The following is a 19,154-nucleotide window of genomic DNA, read 5'->3' as shown; positions in this document are numbered from 1 at the left end:
TTTTTTCTTATAAATAAAAACACTTTATATATAAACAATAAATATTATATCTGATGATATTAATATTATAATTTTATAAAAGTTTTAAGGTACTATTTAAATGATAACAGATTCATTATTTAAATTATTGGGACAGAGTATTTTTATTATAGTAGTCGCCATAATTGCACTACTTATCATTGTATTGATAATCGGAAGAATACAATTGAAAAACAATAGGCTTATTTTTCCAAGATTCATATTGGTTATTACGGATATATTCTATTCACCTCTTAAAAGCCTATCCAATTGGTTAGGTTTTGAGGATACAATGGTGGATCAGATGAGCGTATCATTAAGGAACCATGTGAATAAAACCAACTTCAATAAAACAGACAATTCCAGAAAGATACTTGTACTTCCGCATTGTCTTAGAAGTAGTGACTGTCAAGCAAGACTTGATGAAACGGGACTTGTATGTGACAAATGCGGCAAATGTTCCATTGGGGTTATTAAAGAAAAGGCTGAAAGCATTGGATATAAAGTCTTTATAGTTCCCGGAAGCAGCTTTGTTAAAAAGATTATTGAAAACAATGATTTTGATTCTGTTGTTGGTGTTGCATGTTATGAAGATTTAAATCTGACAATGATGAAATTAAACCAGTTTTCACCACAGGGAGTGCTCCTTTCAAAAACAGGCTGTTTCGAGACAAAGGTAGATGTGAGATCTGTTCTTGAAAAGATTGGATATTTTGATATCAAAAAAGAGAATAGAAAATCAAAAAATCCTGATTTAGAGATACACCATGATTTATGTATCAAGAAGGAAGATATTAAAAATTCCAAATAATTCTAAAATCTTAAACATTTTTATTTTATCTATTTAAAAAAACAATAACTAATTTTTCAAACTTTTTAAACTACTCTTTTAAATGTTTTAAAAGGAATTAAAACATAAATATAATAATAAATCAATAACTATAACTAATTTTTCAGACATTAAAAAAATCAAAAACACAGGTAGAATAATAAATCAGAAACATCTAATCTTTCAAATATTTAAAAATAAAATCAAAACATGAATAAACCAATATCAGAAACATCTAATTTTTCAAAAATTTAAAAATAAAATTAATTATGAAAGACTAATTTTAAAACCAAAATTTTGTAAAAATTTAGTTATTCCTAAAACTTTATTAAAATTGAATAAAACTAAAACAAACAATTTTTAACTTATTTTTTTAGATTTATAAAATCATAAATCCTAACTTAAATTTTTAAACAATAAAACAATATTTATATATTAAAAGAAAGAATATATAACAATTGATATTATAATATGATTTTTCAAAAAATATTATAATTTATGGCTATTTCTTAAAAATTTAGAAACCTTTAAATATGTTCATATGAATATACTTTCATATGTCTAGTGATGTTTGTGAAATAAAAAGTATAAGGGAAGATATTGTAGAGAAAGTTTCAAACAATATGTCATCATGTGACACATATAAGGAAACTGCTGATTTATTCAAGTTATTAGGAGATTATAATAGAATAAGAATAATATCTGCCCTTAAACAAAAAGAAATGTGTGTATGTGAATTATCATTACTATTAGATATGAGCCAATCCAGTATATCACATCAATTAAGAATTCTACGTAACAAAGGAATTGTTAAAAATAGAAAGGAAAATAAAAGAGTATTTTATTCATTAAACAATCCACAGATATATGAACTAATAAAGATAGGTGAAAATACATGTTGAATAATCATGAAGATGAAGACCACATTCATGAGAACCATGTCCACAATGAAGGGGATCATGACCATCATGAACATGATGATTGCTGTTCTGTTGATGAACATGATCATAGCCACAGTCATTCCCATGGACATAGCCACTCACACGGCCATAGTCACTCTCATGACCATGGCGGAGGCTGTGCATGTTGCAGTGATGAGGGAATACTTTCAGACATTGGTGAAGAGGAGGAAAAATCCAGGGAACCATACTATAAAATTGGATTTGGTATAGCTGCATTTATTGTTGCATACATCTTAAACCAGTTAAATTTTGCAAGTGGAGCAATATATAGCTCAGCTAATATTGCATATGTATTATACATAATCATGGTATTATATGTTGGTTATGATACCATATGTGAAGGTATTGAAGGAGCTTTACATGGACAGGTAAGAATTGAATTACTTATGGTGATTGCTGTTGTAGGTGCTTTCCTATTAAACAGTGCTCCTGAAGGTGCCCTATTAATATTGTTATATTACATATCCGAGTTTCTTGAAGATTTATCAATTGACAGATCTAAGAAATCAATCAGCAATCTTGTAAAATTATCCCCAGATACAGCTATTGTAAAAGTCGGGGATAAAGAAGAGGAAAGAAATGTGGATGACATTAATGTTGGAGAGGTTGTAATTGTAAAACCTGGAGATAAAATACCAGTAGATGGTGAAATCATAAAAGGTTCAACATCTGTAAATCAAGCCTCAATTACAGGTGAAAGTTTAGCCGTTTCAAAGGATGTTGGAGATGAAGTCTACTCATCAACAATAAACGAAGAAGGTTACATTGAGATAGAAGTTACAAAATCATCTGACAATACCGTATTTGCTAAAATTGTAGATTTAATAAAGGAATCCGAGGAGAAAAAAGCACATATTAATATATTTGTAGATAAATTTGCAACATACTATACACCTTGTATTGTAGTTCTTGCAATCCTTGTTGCTGCTGTTCCAACATTGTTCTTTGGTCAGCCTTTCCAGACATGGGCCTATAGGGCACTATGTCTACTTGTAATTTCCTGTCCTTGTGCTGTTGCAATATCCACTCCGGTTTCAATGATATCCTCCATTACAGCAGGTACCAATAATGGTATCATTATAAAAGGTGGGGAATATATTGAGGAACTAGCCAATACAAAAGCGATTATGTTTGATAAAACAGGTACCCTGACTGAAGGAAACCTAAAAATAGATAATATTAATCCTTTAGACGGCATTGAAAAAGAGGAAATCATTAGAATTGCATGTTCCATTGAAAATCAATCAAAACATCCTATTGCAAAAACCTTCAATGACTATAAAAAAGAAAACAAGCTCAAATTATATGATGTGGAAGACTTCAAATCCATATCTGGAAAAGGACTTACAGGCTCAATAAATGGTGAAAACTATTATATAGGAAACAAAGAATTATTTAACTTCAATAATTATTTAGAATCCGAGTTAAGTAATATTCTTACTGACGAGGCTAAAACAACCATATTCATTGGTACTGAAAATGAGATATTAGGAAGCATTACCCTAAATGATAAAATCAGAGATGATACCCCAAGTACAATAAATTACTTAAAATCCAAAAACATTAAAACCATGATGATTACAGGGGATAACCAAAAAACCGCCGAACTCGTATCTAATGAAATCGGATTAGATAAATATTATTCAGATTTATTACCTGAAGATAAAGTAAATATTGTGGAAAAGGTTGTTGCAGAAGATAAACACGTTGCAATGGTTGGTGATGGAGTAAATGATGCACCTTCACTTGCCATGAGTAATGTCGGTATTGCAATGGGTATGGGATCCGATGTGGCTATTGATACCGGGGATATCATTCTAATGAATGATGAAATTTCAAAATTATCATATCTAATAGCATTAGCACGTAAAACCATGCAAGTTGTAAAAACAAATATTGGCGTTGCAGTTGCCGTAAAGGCAATTCTTGCAGTTGTTGCAATTCTTGGATTCGTCTCCCTTTGGGAAGCAATTACTATTGGTGATGTTGGTCTTACACTTTTAGTTGTTGCATATGGATTAAGACTCTCTAAATTCTAGACAATTATATTTATTTATAATTGTCACTATTTTTAAGACCATTTTTTTAATTCCCATTATACTTATTTTAATTTTAAAATGGATAAAATAATTTTAGAAATTATTTTTAAATTTTCAGTTATAGTAATTATTTTTAAAAGAATAAAATTAATTTTAAAACCTAAATTCTCGATTTCAAAATATGCTTATTTCAGTTATTTTAATGTTGTTTTAAATATTGTTAAATACCAGAAAATCCTCTTTTATTTAAAAATTCAAATTTTATAAGATTAATCAATACTGGTTTTAAATATTGTTAAATATCAGAAAAGATTAAATCTTAAGATTCAAAATCTTATAAAAATAGAAAACTATTCCTAATTTTATCGTTAATTAGTAAATGGCTATCCATATTGAAAAAAGTTCTTTAAAAAAAAATAGATTAAAAATGGATAAACTAAGATTTAAATTAAAAATATAAAAACATATTATTTTAAAAATAGCTGCTTTCAATATTAATCATTCTTCAATGATTTCTCAAAGTTTTCAAAGTCATAATATGCAAGTAGGTCTGTTGATTCAGGAGTTTCTCTAAATTCCTCAATGAAATTTTCAAGATCCCTGAAGAATTCCCTTTTTCTCTGTTTCAAGTCATCAATTTCGGAATAATCCTTTTTCAATGTAATGACCAGTTTCAAATCATCGGTTTCAAGCTCTATTTCAGGATAATCTGAAGAGATATATTCCTCGAATTCATTAAATAACTCATCATCATCACTCATTGTATCACTGATTTTAACAATTAATTAAAGTTTCAACTATAATTAGATTTATTCAACACCCTTAAATAAATTTATTATAAAACATCCGTAGGAACATTACTTTAAATATATTTAAGATGTTTAAAAAAAAAGGATAATTAATTTAAATTATCCTTAAAACTTTAAACTGTTTAATACAAGAGATTTTTTTGAGTCTTTTAAAATGGTTGAGAAATGAACCAATCCAAAAAATATAAAAGATATTTTTTAAGATCAATATTCGTAAAATCCTTTACCTGCATTAATACCTAATTCGCCAGCATCTATTTTTTCCTTTAAAGCTTTTGCAATTTTACCTTGAATGGAATCAGGGTTTTTAGATTCCGGATTCATGACAGCAATATTATACAATGTCACTAATCCAACTACATCAGCAATTTGGAATGGGCCCCTTGGTGCACCAGTTGCAAGCTTCCATGTTAAATCCACAGTTTTAGGTTCAGCAACGCCTTTAACCCATAACAATAATCCCGCATGTAAAAACGGTACAAGCAATGAATTAAGAATATAACCAGGTTGCTCTTTTAATACCCTTAAAGGAATCATACCAATATCCTCTGCAAAATCGGCAATTTCCTCAATATATTTAGGGTCGGTTTTTGCCTGAGGCATAATCTCTGCAGTGTTATTTTTCCAAATGTTATTTGCAAAATGGAAAGCCAAGTATTTCTCAGGCCTTCCTGTATAATCTGCAAATTGGCTTGGAAGTAAGGTTGAGGAATTTGTAACGAGCACAGTCTTCTCGGGAAGATACTTTGCAAATTGTTGATATAGATCAATTTTTTGTTCAGGGTCTTCTGCAATAGCCTCAATGACTAAATCTGCATCCTTTACAGCCTCTTCATGGCTAGTTGTTAAGGTTAATCCTTCATATGCTGCAATAGCTTTTTCCTTTAATTGATCAATTTCATCATCACTTAAATCCCTCTTATCAGATAAGCCTCTGCAATAAGCATCAGGATTGGTTTTCATCTCTTCCAATGTTTCAAGATATATATTTTTCAATCTTTCAAGTTTAGGTTTCGCCCTTTCAATTGAGCCTTCGCTTCTAAGCCAAATTGTAACATTAAACCCTTTAAAAGCAGTTTGATATGCAATTTGACTTCCTAAAACCCCACTACCTGCTACGGTAATATTTTTATATGTCATTTTTATATCCTCCATTAACCAATTTTTTTAAAAAATAAAATCAATTGTCCTTAAAAAAATCTTTTAAAGATTCTTGATTCATTTAATTCAATTAAAAATTTTAAATTCATTTATTGTAATCTATCCCCGTAAGTCTGAATCCACCAAATTGGGATTTATATTTAATATTTAATCCAATTAGAAGAGGAGTTACCACCTCTATTAATTGTGCCTTTTCAAGAGCACCAGCATCAATCACATTTATACCGGGAATTTTTTCAATCAAGTCCTTTGCAATATCCTTTGAATCTTTATCATCCCCTGCAATAATACAATCACAGTCAATAGGTTCCGGAATATTCAAAAGCAAACTATTGCTGATATTATTAAAAGCCGCAATTACCTTTACGTCTTCACCTTCAAGAAGTTGAGCCGTTCTTTCAGCTGCAGATCCTTCAGGTAATTTAATAATCCTCGAAACTTTACCTCCAATAGCAGTTTCCAAAGGAACTGTAGCATCTAAAAGGATTTTACCTTTTACAAATGGCTTAATAGTTTTTAAAGTAGCGCTTTGAGCTTGTAAAGGTACAGTCATAATGAGAATGTCCCCTTCTTTTGCAGCATCCCCATTAGCCAAACCTTTAATTTTTATATCATAATCTTTTAGTTCCTCAAGTGTCTCCTCAACTATTTTAATAGCTTTTTCTTCCTTACGTGATCCGACAATTACTTCCTCACCTGCAATAGCCAATCTTTTCGCAATACCTAAACCTTGCGGTCCGGTACCACCAATTACGCTTACTGTCAAAATTTACACCACCTAATACCTTTTAAAAGTTATAATTTTATAACTCCTTAAACATAATATAAAAATACACATTAATAAATAATCCTATTAAAATTGAATAAAAATATATATAAATAAATAAAATATAAATAATTATATATTTATTTTTTATAAAACTATAAAATGTTCAATAATAAATAAAACATGTGTTCAAGTATTTCAGGGAAAAGACACTAAAGAAAAAATTATAAGATTCAATAAAAAAAAATCGAATTTCATATACAGAAAATAGAATAGCAGTTAAATTAATATATTGATTTATAGAATTTTCTTGTATTTTAATACATGAAAAAAAAATTTTACACCCTATGATTTTTGGGAAATTTAAAAAAAACATGGACAATGTGCATATTAAATAAAAATAGACTTACACACATGTATAAATTTTAAATAAAAAAACTGTCTTAAAACAATAATAATTTAAAAATTAAAACAAAAACAGTGAAATAAATAAAATTAATTGACATAGACCAACAAAGAAAAAATATTTTTAATTATTATAAAAGTTTATTGAATAATTAAATAAATTTTTGGGAATAGTGAAAAAATGATTAACTTAGTTTAACATATAATATGGATAATTCAGACAGATATTTATGCAAATCCTCCACTGTGTATTTATCTAAGTTATCAATCCAGTAATAGGATATTTTCATCATTCCTCCAATAATCCACTGAGTTATGTAATCTGCAGGCGCATTATAAATAAGACCCTTTTCTTCCCCTTCACTTAATTTTTTAAATAGATTATTTTCCATCAAATCAAAAAAGTGGGATAAAAATAGTATTTTATTGGAATTTTTTGAAAAATAGCTAAATAAATCTTTATTCTGATTCAAATAGTCTACAGTAATGTTTACCATATTCTTTCTGTATTCCATTGATGAAAGGGAACTGGAATTAGTTATTTTATCCCCATAACCATCAGTTATAACTTTAAAAAAATATTCTAACAACTCTTCCTTATCTTCAAAATGATAATAAAAGGTACTTCTTGGAATATTAGCTTCCCTACAAATATCTATAATTTTTATATCATCATAAGAATTTGTTTTAAGCAACTTTTTAAATGCCTCGACAAGGGCATTGTCAACCTCTTCCTTTTTTGACATGGAAACCACTGAAATATTTAACCTCTAGCCAGCTGCTGATGAGCTCTTGCAAGGTGACCTGCTGCAAGTGCACCTAAAAGTGAAAGTTCTCCTGCAAGTACAGTAGATATAACGATTTCTGCAAATTTACGAGCTCCACCATCACCTTTTACACCTAGAATATTAAGACCTTCGCTAGCTGTTGCAAGGGAAGTTCCCCCACCAACGGTTGCAATAGGAACATCAGGCATATTTACAGAGAAATATAAATCCCCGTCCCTATCCTCTGCCGTTGTAATTCCAATAGAACCTTCACTTACATGAGCCGCATCCTGACCTGTTGCAAGGAAAATAGCAGCAATCATATTTGCATAATGAGCATTATAAGCCATACTACCTGCAACAGCAGATCCCAATAAGTTTTTAGCCGTATTAACTTCCGCAATAGCTGCAGCAGTGGTTTTTAATTTAGCTTCCACAACATCTTTTGGAATTAATATATCTGCAACAAGTGACTTTCCTCTACCTTCAATCATATTAATGGATGCAGGTTTTTTATCAACACATACATTACCACTTAATGCAATATGTACGGCATTTGTTTCCTCTGCCATTTTGTTTAATACCTTTTCCGTTGCAATGGTAACCATATTCATACCCATACTGTCACCAGTAGAGTATACAAATCTTGGATAAATATAATCCCCAACAACAAATATTGGATCTATCTTAAGCAATTTTCCATGTGAGGTAGTAGATTCCGCAATCTCTTTAAGTTCTTTGAAATTATCCTCAAACCATTTTTTAACATTTAATGCATCCACAGCAGAAGGTGCTTTAATAACAGGTGCCCTTGTCATTTTATCATCAATAATTCTAGCATTGACACCGCCAGACGCTTTAATGGTAGAGCATCCTCTGTTAATGGATGCTACAAGTGCACCTTCTGATGTTGCAAGGGGTATGTAAAATTCCCCATTTACCTCCTCACCATTTATCAATAATGGTCCTGCCACACCAAGAGGTAATTGGATTGCACCAATCGGATTTTCAATATTCTTCTTAAATACATTATCCATATCAAGGGTATAATGTGAAACATTTTCCAGACTAGTAGAGGTATATTTTTCAATAAATTCCCTTCTAACATCAACAGCCTCGTCAATAGAATCAGTGTATTTTTCTATCTGGTAAAGTTTCATTTCACCATTGAGTAATTTTTCAATAATTTGAGATTTATCCATTTTATAACCTAACCACTCATAAACTATTATTAAACCAAAAGAACATAGCAAAATTAATTAATTCCAGCTTGATGAAGTAAATCTACAAGTTCTGAAGGTTTTTTAGCAACATGAACTCCAACCTTCTCAAAAGTTTCGGTTTTTGTTTTTGCAGTTCCACTACTACCTTCAATAATAGCACCTGCGTGTCCCATTCTTTTACCTGGAGGTGCAGTTCTTCCTGCAATATATGAAACTACAGGTTTTGAAATATTATCCCTAATATATTCTGCTGCCTTTTCCTCAGCATTTCCACCTATTTCACCTATAAGTACAACTGCATCAGTATCGTCATCATCTTCAAACATTTGAAGAACCTGTGTATAATCTGTACCCACTACAGGATCTCCACCAATACCAAGACAAGTACTTTGACCAATGTTCGCCCTTGTAAGTTGACTTGCAACCTCATAGGTTAATGTTCCACTACGGGAGATAACTCCAACATTTCCCTTTTCAAAAATATGGGTTGGCATGATTCCCATTTTACCAACACCTGGTGTAATGATTCCTGGAGTGTTAGGTCCTATAACAGTTGTATTGTTCCTTTTAGCATATTCGACAAGTTCCATTGTATCATGAACTGGAATATGTTCTGTTATTATTACAACTAAATCAAAGTTTTTAATTGATTCAAATGCAGCATCTTTTGCAAAAGGTGCTGGTACAAAAATAATGGAAGAATTAATGTCTTCATTTTCTTTTGCTTCACGAATAGAATTATAAACAGGTACACCAAAGTGTTCTTGTCCTCCTTTACCCGGAGTTACACCTGCCACAATATTAGTATTATATTCAAGCATTTGCTGTGTATGGAATGAACCTTGTTTACCTGTTATTCCTTGAACTAAAATCTTAGTATCATTATCTAACAAAATCATATTATCACGTAACTATTCTTAAATTTATAATTACTTTATTTGAAAATCTAAACCATAACAAGTTTTTTAAAAACCCTTATTTTAACACACAATAATTTAGAAATATAAAAATTAATTTAAATATAATATTTAATCATTATATAATATATTTACTTTATATCTATTAATTAATAAAAGTTTCTAAATATAAAAGGTAATTTAATCAAGAAATAATAGACTTTTAGAATAGAATATAAAAACTGTACTTTAAAGCATTAAAAGAAATTAAGGCTATTTAATATAAAATTAATACAAAAGATTATACAAAGACTTAAAGTCAACATTCCATTCTATATTAATCATTACAGATAATAAAAAACAATTCTCAATTATAAAAATAGCTAAACTTGAATAATTATCATGAAATAATTAAAAAAAAGTAATTCAAAATTATAAAAATAGCTAATTATTATATTTAAGAAAATTAAAAAAAGTTATAAAAATTAGGAATTATCTTAAAATTCTTGTTTTGTTTTCAAATGGAACAGCTAAATCAAGGGTATTTCCATTCATGAAAGCTGTTGCACTTACAATTACACTTCCAGGAATTACATTACAAGGAGTACCATATTCTACAAGATAAGTATTCTTACAACCAAGTGCTGCACCAATCATTGAAAAAGCTATAGTACCCATAGATTCCAAACCATTTACTGTAGCACAGACTACAGGATCATCTGTTTCATTAGATACATATCCTACACCGGGAATCTTTCTAACCTTACCACTTATCGGTTTACACACATCATGTACTGCAAAGAAATTTGAGGCAGCTTGAATTGTTGAATTCGCAACGTCTTCAACAAATGGTTCTCCACCATATGTATCAAAATGTAAAATTACGCTATCAGGATAGATATCATCTTGAATATCAGCCTCAGCATAGGATACTCCTTCACCAGCACTTTCTTTATCCTCAGAAATACCTGTCAAATCACCGAGATTTTCAGCATTATCCCTCATCAAATGAATGATGCCCCTATTAACTTCCTCAAGTAAATCATCTTCAACATAAGCGGCAATCACCAAATCATCACCGGTTACATTTGTTAAAGCTGCTTTATAAGCACCCAAATCTAATAATTTTGGAATATCTTTATTTATATTTTTAATCAAAGATTTACTACAAGAAACATCATTAGAAGATATATCTGCTCCAAATACTGTAAGTTTCATAATACACCCTTTTTTTATTTAATTAATCGAATCATTTAAAATTACTAAATCTAATTAATTATAATTTTTAAAATTAATATTATTTATTATTTTATAATTTACTTAAAAATCCTAAATTAGGGAACATGTGTAATAAAATTTAATATCTAATAACTTAAAATATATTATTAAGTAATTTAAAAATTAGTTTTTAATTTTTTAAAAATAAAGAATTTAGTTAGATGTTAAAATGTACTCACAAACAAAGATAGCTATACCAATTGCTCAGAAAGAGAAAGAGGATGTAATTGAAGTTGCACATGACTGTATACGTAAAGGTGCAGATATTCTTGAATTCCGCATTGATGCAATGAACAATCCTACAAGTGATTTAATTGTTGAAATTGCAAAGGAAATCAACTTCCCAATGATTGCAACCAATAGAATTGATATTGAAGGGGGCTCCTTTAAAGGTAGTGAAAAGGAAAGAGTTGAACTTCTAAAATCCATTGCACCATATGTTGACTATATTGACATAGAGCTTGTAACAGATGATAAGTATATCGAGGAAATCAAAAATACTGGTACAAAAACCATTATTTCCTATCACAACTTTGAAAAAACACCTGAATTAAATGAGTTAACCTACATAGTTGAGAAGGAAAAACAGATTGGAGACATTGCAAAAGTTGCTGTAATGCCTGAGAAATTAGAGGATACACTAGTCATACTGGCAATACTTTCAAGATTTGATGATACCATTGCAATTTCAATGGGAGAACTCGGAAGCTATACACGTGTCATGGCATCCAAATTTAATTCACCGATAACATTTGCTGCAGGAAGGGATGTTACAGCACCTGGACAATTAGATATTGAAACTATGAAAATGCTATTGAACATGGATATTATGGATGATGACGAGTTAGATGATATTAATTAGATTAACCCAATTATCCATAATACAATTTACCTTAATATCTCTTAACTAAAATACTCAAAAAACTCCCAATAAATCAATTAGATAATTCTTAACTAAAATATTATCAAATAACTTCTAATAAATCAAATAAATAAAAAGACATTTTAAAAAACTTAAAACATGACACATTCTAAACAAAAAAAAATCTTTAGAAACTTTTAAATTAAATAAGTTAATTAAAGTTTAAAACTAATTTTTAAATTACTCACAATAATATGGTGTTTAAATGAAAAATCATACCAAATGGATTCTTTCATTTATTATAATCATATTGGCTATAATTGGAACCATAGGATTTATGAGTTTTAATGATGCTTTAATTGTTGATTTAAAACTCAATGGCGTAACAGTGAAATCGGATATTCATACTCTTAACTTCTTAGAAGATAATGATCAAATGAATAGTGACATTACAAACTATGTAAAAGAGGAAATGATCAATGAGAATTCTACTGTGGACAGTATTAAATCAGGAGTTTCCAACATAACACAGAAATATGGTTATACTAACACAGAAATTAACATTAGATCCGAGTTTGGTGACGATACCTTACCAATGTTTTTTAATGTGCAAGGTACTTCAATGGTACCAACATTTCATGATGGAGAATCCGTTATTGTAAATAAAACCCATGATGTTTCCGTTGGAGACTGCGTAGTTGCAGATAGTCCCGAATATGGACGTATCATAAAAAGGGTAAGTCAGGTTAATGGTAACGAGGTTTATTTAACTAGTGATAATAAAGAAGTTAAATACCGATACGAGGATGGTTATACCATTAAAGAAGCGGGAATTAAAACCTGGGTTAATAAAAACAATATAATTGGTGTTGTCAAAATATCCAATATTACCAATAACACTAATTTAAATGTTTAAAATCAAAAATTTTTTAATTTTTTATTTTCATGTTCTTTTTAAACTCAAATTATAAACAAACTTATTTTAAATAATTATTTTTAAATTCAATCCTTTAATTTAAACTCTTAACTTTTCTAGAAAGATTTCTTAAAACTCTATTTATATCTTAAGCATAGTTTAAAATAGAAATCAATTCCAATCAATTTTTAAAAATAAAATTAAAACCTAGTTTTAATAAAAAATAGCAAAATAATAAAAATAAAAAAAATAAAGAATGATTGATTAAATTATACAAAAATACAATTAAAAGGAATTAACAACAATCAGAGGCAAGATAAAAAATTTAATTTAATCAAACATTCCATAAATATGAATCCAGTAATATAAGGTAAATTAGAAAATACTATAATAATAGTACTTTCCCGTGTTTTGTGTGATTTATATAGTTAACAAAAATGTTTAAAGAAGAATACTATTATATAGCATCTTCTCCAGTTTCACCAGTTCTAATTCTAACTAATTCTTCAACATTAGAGACAAATATTTTTCCATCTCCAATATCACCGGTTCTACCACCTTCGCAGATAGCTTCTACAACTTTATCAACATCTGAATCAGAAACAACTAATTCAACACGAGTTTTTGGAAGTAAATCAATACAATAATTAGATCCTCTATAAGTTTCTTTAACACCTAATTGAGTACCTCTTCCTTTGACTTCAATAACAGTCATACCTTTAAATCCAGCTGCATCTAAAGCTTTTTTTACATCTTCAAATTTTTCTTGTCTAATAACAGCTATAACTCTTTTCATTTTAAAACCTCATAAAAAATTTATGATTTTACAAACTCCATATATAATTCTAATGTTATATATACTTCAATACATACAAGGTAATCAATTATCTCAATTATAATAAATTAATATAATTAATTATTTCCTCGAGATTTAAGTTAAATACATCTTCATCAATGAAATGAAGATAATAGGTTTTAATAACCTATTAAACTTCGATGATTGAAGAAGATCTTAATCTGAATTTATAATCTGTATCCAGATTCTCCATGGAGTTGAGTATCTAATCCTTTAACTTCAGTAGCTTCATCTACTCTAATACCCATTGTGACATCAAGTACTTTAGCAATGATGTAACTTAATACAAATGCATATATAACAGTTGCAACTGCTGCAATGATCTGTATTACAACTTGGTTTGGATTACCGTATAATAATCCAGCTGCTTCATTAATTGCTGGGTTTGCAAATATACCTGTTGCGATTGCTCCCCATAAACCTGACATACCATGGATACCGAATACATCTAATGCATCGTCGTAACCAAGTTTTGGTTTTAAGTAGTATAATGCAAAGTAAGATACAAATGATGTTACAAAACCAATAACTATTGCTGCAGGTACATCAACGAAACCAGCTGCAGGAGTAATTGCTACTAAACCTGCTACTGCACCGGAAATTGCACCTAATACAGTTGGTTTTCCTACTTTTACTTTATCGATAACTACCCAAGTGACTAATGCAACTGCTGCTGCAACGTTAGTTACAAGAATTGCGTTTGCTGCAAGACCGTTTGCTGCAAGACCTGATCCACCGTTGAATCCTAACCAACCAAACCAGAGGAATGCTGCACCAATTACAGAATATCCTAAGTGGTGAGGTAATAATGTGGTATCTTTACGAGGTCCGAGAACTAATGCTAATGCTAATGCACTTACCCCTGAATCTATGTGTACAACTGTACCACCAGCGAAATCAAGAGCTCCCATTTCCATTAACCATCCTCCACCCCATACCCAGTGAGCTACAGGGACGTAAACTAAGGTAACCCATAAAATAACAAATGCTACCCAAGCGGAGGTTTTCATTCTTCCTACTACACCACCAGAAATAAGTGCTGCAGTTAATCCACAGAATGTTAATTGGAAAATAACAAATAACAATGCAGGGATTGTACCGTTAAGATCATTTACACCCATTCCAGTCATAAACAGATTTGCTGGAGCACCAATCAATCCATTTATTGTTGAACCGAAGGCAAATGAATATCCATAACATACCCAAATGATACTTGCAACGGAAAATGCTATGAAAGTTAAATAAATTGTGTTTAATACATTTTTACTTTTACTTAGACCACTATAATATAAGGCAATACCTGGAATACTCATTAACAATACTAAAATAGTAGCCATAAGCATCCAAGCAGTATCACCTGGATTTAAAACAACCATATTATCTTCTTCTCTATAATATTTTTTAACAATAAATTAAATACAACCAACTTAAAAAGTGAATAGGTTTTGAATAATCTATAATACAAAAAATTTTTAAAAGGGCTTTTTTAAAATAAAACTTTTTTATTATCAAGGAAAAGATTTTAAACTAAATTTTAATTATTCAAACCTATGCATCTTTTTTACAAAAAATTTTTCAATTTAAAAATTTTTATAGTCGGAAGACGGAAACCATGTTCCGTTATATTAAGATTATCTGTAAGAGTATATAAAGGTTTCGGAAGTATACTTCCGATTACCCTCATTCTTTAAAAATGATAATTATACAAATTATAGTTAAGATTAAAAAATTCTATAAAAAAATTATTTTTATTTAAAAAAAATATAATATTGAATAAAATTATTTAAAAAAACTACAAATTAGAAAATAAAAGCCAATCGGAAAAACCATCTTAAAAATTTTCAAAAAAATGAATATTGTAATAAATTAAAAAAATAGATAAAATATGAATAATTTAATTTTTTAAAAAAAATTATATATAAAATCCCAATAATTAATAAAAAAAACTATAAATTGAATAATATTTTAAAAATAAATTATATAAACTAATAAATCTAAAGAAAGGTGATTTTTTCATAAAATTTCATAAAATATTACTGAATTTTTCTTAGGATACGGAAAATTTTGAAAAAAAAGATACTGAAAAGACAAGAATTTCCGCCGGAAAAAATCTGAAATAGAAAGTCTCCTCATAATTGTCATGAAAAAATCTTAAAAAATATTATGAAATCTAAAGGGTAATTAAAAAAATCAAGATCTGAAAAGAAAACAAAAGTATAAGTCAGATTATAAGAAACTATTAAAAAAATAGTCAATTAAAAAAAGCATCTATCTTCAAAATCTAAAAAAAACTAAAAAAATGTTAAAATTAGAAAAGAACCAATGAAAAAACAGCATTTTAAGAAAACATAAAAATAAAAAAAATTATTCATCTTCAACATAGAGATGTTTATTTAATTCCTTTCTGATATCATCAGGAATACGAATTGATTTTTGCTCATTAAAATCAAAATGAACCATCACAGCAGTACCTTTAGCACATAAACGACCATCCTGCCAAGCTTCGTGATATGTGGTAAAGGAACTATTACCAATTCTTAAAACATAAGTTCTTATCTCAACATCAGTACCATAAAACATTTGATCCAAATATTCATAAGTGGTTTTAACCATAATCAATTTCCAGTCATCATAACTTACGGATAAGTCTGGTGTAAAGATTTTAAAAATATCATTTCTTGCAAGTTCAAACCATGTTCCTAAAACATTGTTGTTTATGTGTTGTAGCGCATCGGTATCACCAAATAATGGTGTAACCATTATCTTAAACATTGTATCTCCTTAAATAAATTATTTAAATAAAAATCATCTATTTTTTTATTAAAATGATATTATATCTTATATTTAAACTATTATATAAAATGTTTTTTAATAAAAAACAGATTCAAAATCTTAAAAATCTACTGTAATCCCATTTAAAAAAATTAAACCCGCAAATTTTTTTAAAGACCCTGAAAGTTAGAAACTATGGTTATATTAAAATCTTAAAACTTTTATAATCCAAAAGTTACCAGTTAAGAATTCAACATTAAAAAAAATAAAATAAAATAATTAAAACTTGTATAATTCAATCATGACATGTATATTCATAGATTAAAACCATTATAATTTATAATGATTATTAAAATAATTAAAAGTAGATATGATTAAATTAAAAATATAAAAAAATTATAAAACAGATAATAATTGGAATAAAAAATTTAATAAGAAAAAATAGAAAAAAATACCCAAATAATTGCTAATAAATAATAGAACACAGATTATTAGAAAATATACTCAATAGTACTTTCTGAAACATTAAACTCATCAGCAATATCATCAATATCTTTTCTAATCTTAATTAAATCGTCCTTATTATCAGATGTAACCTTAAGTTTTGCAGACATAATCTGATCTATACCATCCAAACTCCAAAGGTGAATATCTAAAATATCCTCAACATTATCAATTGATAGAATTTCTCCTTTAAGATTTTCAAAATTATATAAATCCGGAACCCTTTGAAGTAAAATCCTAATACTGTCTATTAATGTTTTACCTAACTGATATATCAACCATATTGCTATTACAAGTGATATGATTGGATCAAGTATAGCTACATCCCAAAACATTAAAAGTACACTTAATACTAAAATAGCTAGCCATCTAAATACATCACCTAACATATGGTAACTGATTGCTTTTTCATTGTAAGTTTGACCCTTATAGACCTTATAAACAGACAAACCTTTAAAAAGTATACCTACAAGTGCAAATACAAACATTCCTTTTGCATCAGGTGTTACAACAGTAAATAATCTTGTTAAAGATTCATAAACAACTATAACTGATGCTACTATAACAGTACATGATGTAATTACAGCACCTAGAACAGAGAGTCTTTGATAACCATAAGTATATCTATCATTTTTCTCTTTAAGGGAAAATTTTTCAAGTATCCATGAAATTAATAGACAAAATGTATCAGTCATATCATGTATAGCATCTGATATAATAGCAATACTATTAGTATAAACACCACCGAAGATTACAAAAATATTAAATAAAAGGCTTAGAATCAATGTTATAGATATATTCCCACTAGCTTTTTTATGAAAATCTTTTGATTTCTCAGTTGTACATTGTGCCATATTATTTATTATATAACAATGACTTAAAAAAGATTTATATGAATATATGTACAGATATTAAAAAAATAGGATTTAGTTTTATAAAATAAGAATCATATTATCTGGAAACTATTAATAGAATATAAACTACTTAAAAGAAGCTTATTAAAAGTGAAATTCTAATTAAAAATTTATTTAACTTAATTATCCACTGAAAGTTATTATAAACAGCATTTTCAACTAAAAGAATATAAATTTTTAATTAATACTAAAAAATAACTTTTAGAAAAATAGATTTAACTTTAAAATCCCAAAGTGTCAAGTAATCTGTCTAAGACATCCAATATACTATCTTTAAATGGACCATTATTTTCCAACTTTAACGTTGATACAATGGAAGCGAATTGACCACTTTCATAGATATTAGATTTATTAAGACGTTTTACAATATATGCAGCCATATATGTATCCCCTGCTCCTGTTGGAGAGGATATTTTTCCTGCAGGACAAGCTTCAATATCATATAATCTCTTTTCATACCTATTATATATTAGAGATCCCTTACTATTTTCAGTTACTATAACCTCATTTGGACCTAAAGTAGATAAGTTTTTAACTGTATCTATTAAATCTAAGCTGCCCCCATATATGAACTCTGCTTCAAACTCATCTAAAAATAAAACATTCACATATTTTAGAATTTCTCCAAATTTATCAGGCATTGATTTTTTAACATAACCATTTAATGAATAATCCCTTAAAATTCCCTGTATTGAAAAGAATATCGGTAAATCAAAACCGCTTAAATATTTTAGCAAATCCAAGTCCACATCGGATAATAGCAGAGGGTTAATTAAGATTCCATCATAATCCTTTAAATCAATATTTAGATTTTTAAAGTCCTTAAGTGTAATTGGTATTTCTGCAAAATTGGACTTTTGAATCCTATTTGAATCATTTAAATATTCATTTATAAATATCAGTGTTTCATCTTTAAAGACAGGTATTATTCTATCTTCATTTGGAAAATTGTTTAATAGATACTCATCGTCTTTTGATAGAGCCGTAACAATTGTGTAGTCAGACTCTAAATTTTCCAAGACATATGACTCATAATATACGGCCCCTCCAATTGAGGATTCTGACTTGTTATTAAAAATATTCTTATCCCTTGTAATAGGACCAATAAGTAACAGATTGACCATACCATCACCTCCACAATAAATGGCTTAAAAAAAATATCAAGAATTATATAAAA

Annotated in this window: 17 protein-coding genes; 5 read left to right on the top strand and 12 right to left on the bottom strand. The window is 28.5% G+C overall.

Going from position 1 to position 19,154, the window contains the following annotated elements; genetic code table 11:
* Positions 1-100: 100 nt before the first annotated feature.
* The 3 genes from ON24_RS02525 (at position 101) to ON24_RS02515 (ending at position 3,848) form a co-directional block, all read left to right on the top strand.
* The gene (locus ON24_RS02525) at positions 101-829 is read left to right on the top strand and encodes a DUF116 domain-containing protein (RefSeq protein ID WP_040681819.1); all 729 of its coding nucleotides are present in this window, start codon (positions 101-103) and stop codon (positions 827-829) included.
* A gap of 575 nt (positions 830-1,404) precedes the next feature.
* The gene (locus tag ON24_RS02520; RefSeq protein ID WP_040681818.1) at positions 1,405-1,749 is read left to right on the top strand and encodes an ArsR/SmtB family transcription factor; all 345 of its coding nucleotides are present in this window, start codon (positions 1,405-1,407) and stop codon (positions 1,747-1,749) included.
* Positions 1,743-3,848 carry a heavy metal translocating P-type ATPase gene (locus ON24_RS02515; RefSeq protein ID WP_040681817.1) on the top strand — a complete coding sequence of 702 codons (2,106 nt, stop codon included), beginning with the start codon at positions 1,743-1,745 and terminating at the stop codon, positions 3,846-3,848. The genes ON24_RS02520 and ON24_RS02515 overlap by 7 nt, the downstream gene beginning before the upstream one ends.
* Positions 3,849-4,342: 494 nt before the next feature.
* Here the strand turns inward: ON24_RS02515 and ON24_RS02510 are convergent, their stop codons facing one another.
* The 7 genes from ON24_RS02510 to ON24_RS02480 all read right to left on the bottom strand — a co-directional run bounded on the left by ON24_RS02510 (position 4,343) and on the right by ON24_RS02480 (position 11,093).
* Positions 4,343-4,609 (bottom strand): hypothetical protein, encoded by a 267-nt coding sequence (locus ON24_RS02510; RefSeq protein WP_050553531.1) that lies wholly within the window; start codon positions 4,607-4,609, stop codon positions 4,343-4,345.
* A gap of 252 nt (positions 4,610-4,861) precedes the next feature.
* Positions 4,862-5,797, bottom strand: a complete 936-nt coding sequence (locus ON24_RS02505; RefSeq protein ID WP_040681816.1) for a 3-hydroxyacyl-CoA dehydrogenase — start codon at positions 5,795-5,797, stop codon at positions 4,862-4,864.
* Positions 5,798-5,903: 106 nt separating this feature from the next.
* A complete protein-coding gene (gene npdG / locus ON24_RS02500; RefSeq protein WP_040681815.1) occupies positions 5,904-6,584 on the bottom strand; it encodes an NADPH-dependent F420 reductase in 681 nt (226 codons plus the stop codon).
* A gap of 590 nt (positions 6,585-7,174) precedes the next feature.
* The gene (locus tag ON24_RS02495; protein WP_040681814.1) at positions 7,175-7,735 is read right to left on the bottom strand and encodes a TetR/AcrR family transcriptional regulator; all 561 of its coding nucleotides are present in this window, start codon (positions 7,733-7,735) and stop codon (positions 7,175-7,177) included.
* A gap of 17 nt (positions 7,736-7,752) precedes the next feature.
* Positions 7,753-8,958: a hydroxymethylglutaryl-CoA reductase (NADPH) gene (gene hmgA / locus ON24_RS02490; RefSeq protein ID WP_040681813.1), complete on the bottom strand. Its 1,206-nt coding sequence runs from the start codon at positions 8,956-8,958 to the stop codon at positions 7,753-7,755.
* A gap of 53 nt (positions 8,959-9,011) precedes the next feature.
* Positions 9,012-9,878: a succinate--CoA ligase subunit alpha gene (sucD, locus tag ON24_RS02485; protein WP_040681812.1), complete on the bottom strand. Its 867-nt coding sequence runs from the start codon at positions 9,876-9,878 to the stop codon at positions 9,012-9,014.
* 489 nt (positions 9,879-10,367) lie between these two features.
* Complete coding sequence (locus ON24_RS02480) at positions 10,368-11,093, bottom strand: hypothetical protein (RefSeq protein WP_040681811.1); 726 nt, start codon at positions 11,091-11,093, stop codon at positions 10,368-10,370.
* Between the two features lie 229 nt (positions 11,094-11,322).
* Here ON24_RS02480 and aroD point away from each other — a divergent pair, with 229 nt between their 5' ends.
* Together aroD and ON24_RS02470 are read left to right on the top strand one after the other, a co-directional pair.
* Positions 11,323-12,015 (top strand): type I 3-dehydroquinate dehydratase, encoded by a 693-nt coding sequence (gene aroD / locus ON24_RS02475; protein WP_016358487.1) that lies wholly within the window; start codon positions 11,323-11,325, stop codon positions 12,013-12,015.
* Between the two features lie 265 nt (positions 12,016-12,280).
* Entirely contained in the window at positions 12,281-12,931 is a 651-nt protein-coding gene (locus ON24_RS02470) for a S24/S26 family peptidase (RefSeq protein WP_040681810.1), read from the top strand.
* A 457-nt stretch (positions 12,932-13,388) separates the two neighbouring features.
* On the opposite strand, the gene ON24_RS02465 is transcribed toward ON24_RS02470, so the two are convergent.
* The 5 genes from ON24_RS02465 to ON24_RS02445 all read right to left on the bottom strand — a co-directional run bounded on the left by ON24_RS02465 (position 13,389) and on the right by ON24_RS02445 (position 19,101).
* Entirely contained in the window at positions 13,389-13,727 is a 339-nt protein-coding gene (locus tag ON24_RS02465; protein ID WP_016358489.1) for a P-II family nitrogen regulator, read from the bottom strand.
* 227 nt (positions 13,728-13,954) lie between these two features.
* Entirely contained in the window at positions 13,955-15,163 is a 1,209-nt protein-coding gene (locus ON24_RS02460) for an ammonium transporter (protein WP_040681809.1), read from the bottom strand.
* A gap of 988 nt (positions 15,164-16,151) precedes the next feature.
* Positions 16,152-16,559 (bottom strand): acyl-CoA thioesterase, encoded by a 408-nt coding sequence (locus ON24_RS02455; RefSeq protein WP_040681808.1) that lies wholly within the window; start codon positions 16,557-16,559, stop codon positions 16,152-16,154.
* 491 nt (positions 16,560-17,050) lie between these two features.
* Positions 17,051-17,917, bottom strand: a complete 867-nt coding sequence (locus ON24_RS02450; RefSeq protein WP_040681807.1) for a cation diffusion facilitator family transporter — start codon at positions 17,915-17,917, stop codon at positions 17,051-17,053.
* Between the two features lie 281 nt (positions 17,918-18,198).
* Complete coding sequence (locus ON24_RS02445) at positions 18,199-19,101, bottom strand: PfkB family carbohydrate kinase (RefSeq protein WP_040681806.1); 903 nt, start codon at positions 19,099-19,101, stop codon at positions 18,199-18,201.
* Between the last annotated feature and the right edge of the window lie 53 nt (positions 19,102-19,154).

It is taken from the genome of Methanobrevibacter boviskoreani JH1, assembly GCF_000320505.1.
Taxonomy (GTDB): Archaea; Methanobacteriota; Methanobacteria; order Methanobacteriales; family Methanobacteriaceae; genus Methanarmilla; species Methanarmilla boviskoreani.
This window is presented reverse-complemented; position numbering and strand designations above follow the sequence as displayed.

Coding starts and splice junctions, on each gene's coding strand:
- ON24_RS02525 (WP_040681819.1), top strand. CDS start 101: ATGATAACAGATTCATTATTTAAATTATTGGGACAGAGTATTTTTATT.
- ON24_RS02520 (WP_040681818.1), top strand. CDS start 1,405: ATGTCTAGTGATGTTTGTGAAATAAAAAGTATAAGGGAAGATATTGTA.
- ON24_RS02515 (WP_040681817.1), top strand. CDS start 1,743: ATGTTGAATAATCATGAAGATGAAGACCACATTCATGAGAACCATGTC.
- ON24_RS02510 (WP_050553531.1), bottom strand. CDS start 4,609: ATGAGTGATGATGATGAGTTATTTAATGAATTCGAGGAATATATCTCT.
- ON24_RS02505 (WP_040681816.1), bottom strand. CDS start 5,797: ATGACATATAAAAATATTACCGTAGCAGGTAGTGGGGTTTTAGGAAGT.
- ON24_RS02495 (WP_040681814.1), bottom strand. CDS start 7,735: ATGTCAAAAAAGGAAGAGGTTGACAATGCCCTTGTCGAGGCATTTAAA.
- hmgA (WP_040681813.1), bottom strand. CDS start 8,958: ATGGATAAATCTCAAATTATTGAAAAATTACTCAATGGTGAAATGAAA.
- sucD (WP_040681812.1), bottom strand. CDS start 9,878: ATGATTTTGTTAGATAATGATACTAAGATTTTAGTTCAAGGAATAACA.
- ON24_RS02480 (WP_040681811.1), bottom strand. CDS start 11,093: ATGAAACTTACAGTATTTGGAGCAGATATATCTTCTAATGATGTTTCT.
- aroD (WP_016358487.1), top strand. CDS start 11,323: ATGTACTCACAAACAAAGATAGCTATACCAATTGCTCAGAAAGAGAAA.
- ON24_RS02470 (WP_040681810.1), top strand. CDS start 12,281: ATGAAAAATCATACCAAATGGATTCTTTCATTTATTATAATCATATTG.
- ON24_RS02465 (WP_016358489.1), bottom strand. CDS start 13,727: ATGAAAAGAGTTATAGCTGTTATTAGACAAGAAAAATTTGAAGATGTA.
- ON24_RS02460 (WP_040681809.1), bottom strand. CDS start 15,163: ATGGTTGTTTTAAATCCAGGTGATACTGCTTGGATGCTTATGGCTACT.
- ON24_RS02455 (WP_040681808.1), bottom strand. CDS start 16,559: ATGTTTAAGATAATGGTTACACCATTATTTGGTGATACCGATGCGCTA.
- ON24_RS02450 (WP_040681807.1), bottom strand. CDS start 17,917: ATGGCACAATGTACAACTGAGAAATCAAAAGATTTTCATAAAAAAGCT.
- ON24_RS02445 (WP_040681806.1), bottom strand. CDS start 19,101: ATGGTCAATCTGTTACTTATTGGTCCTATTACAAGGGATAAGAATATT.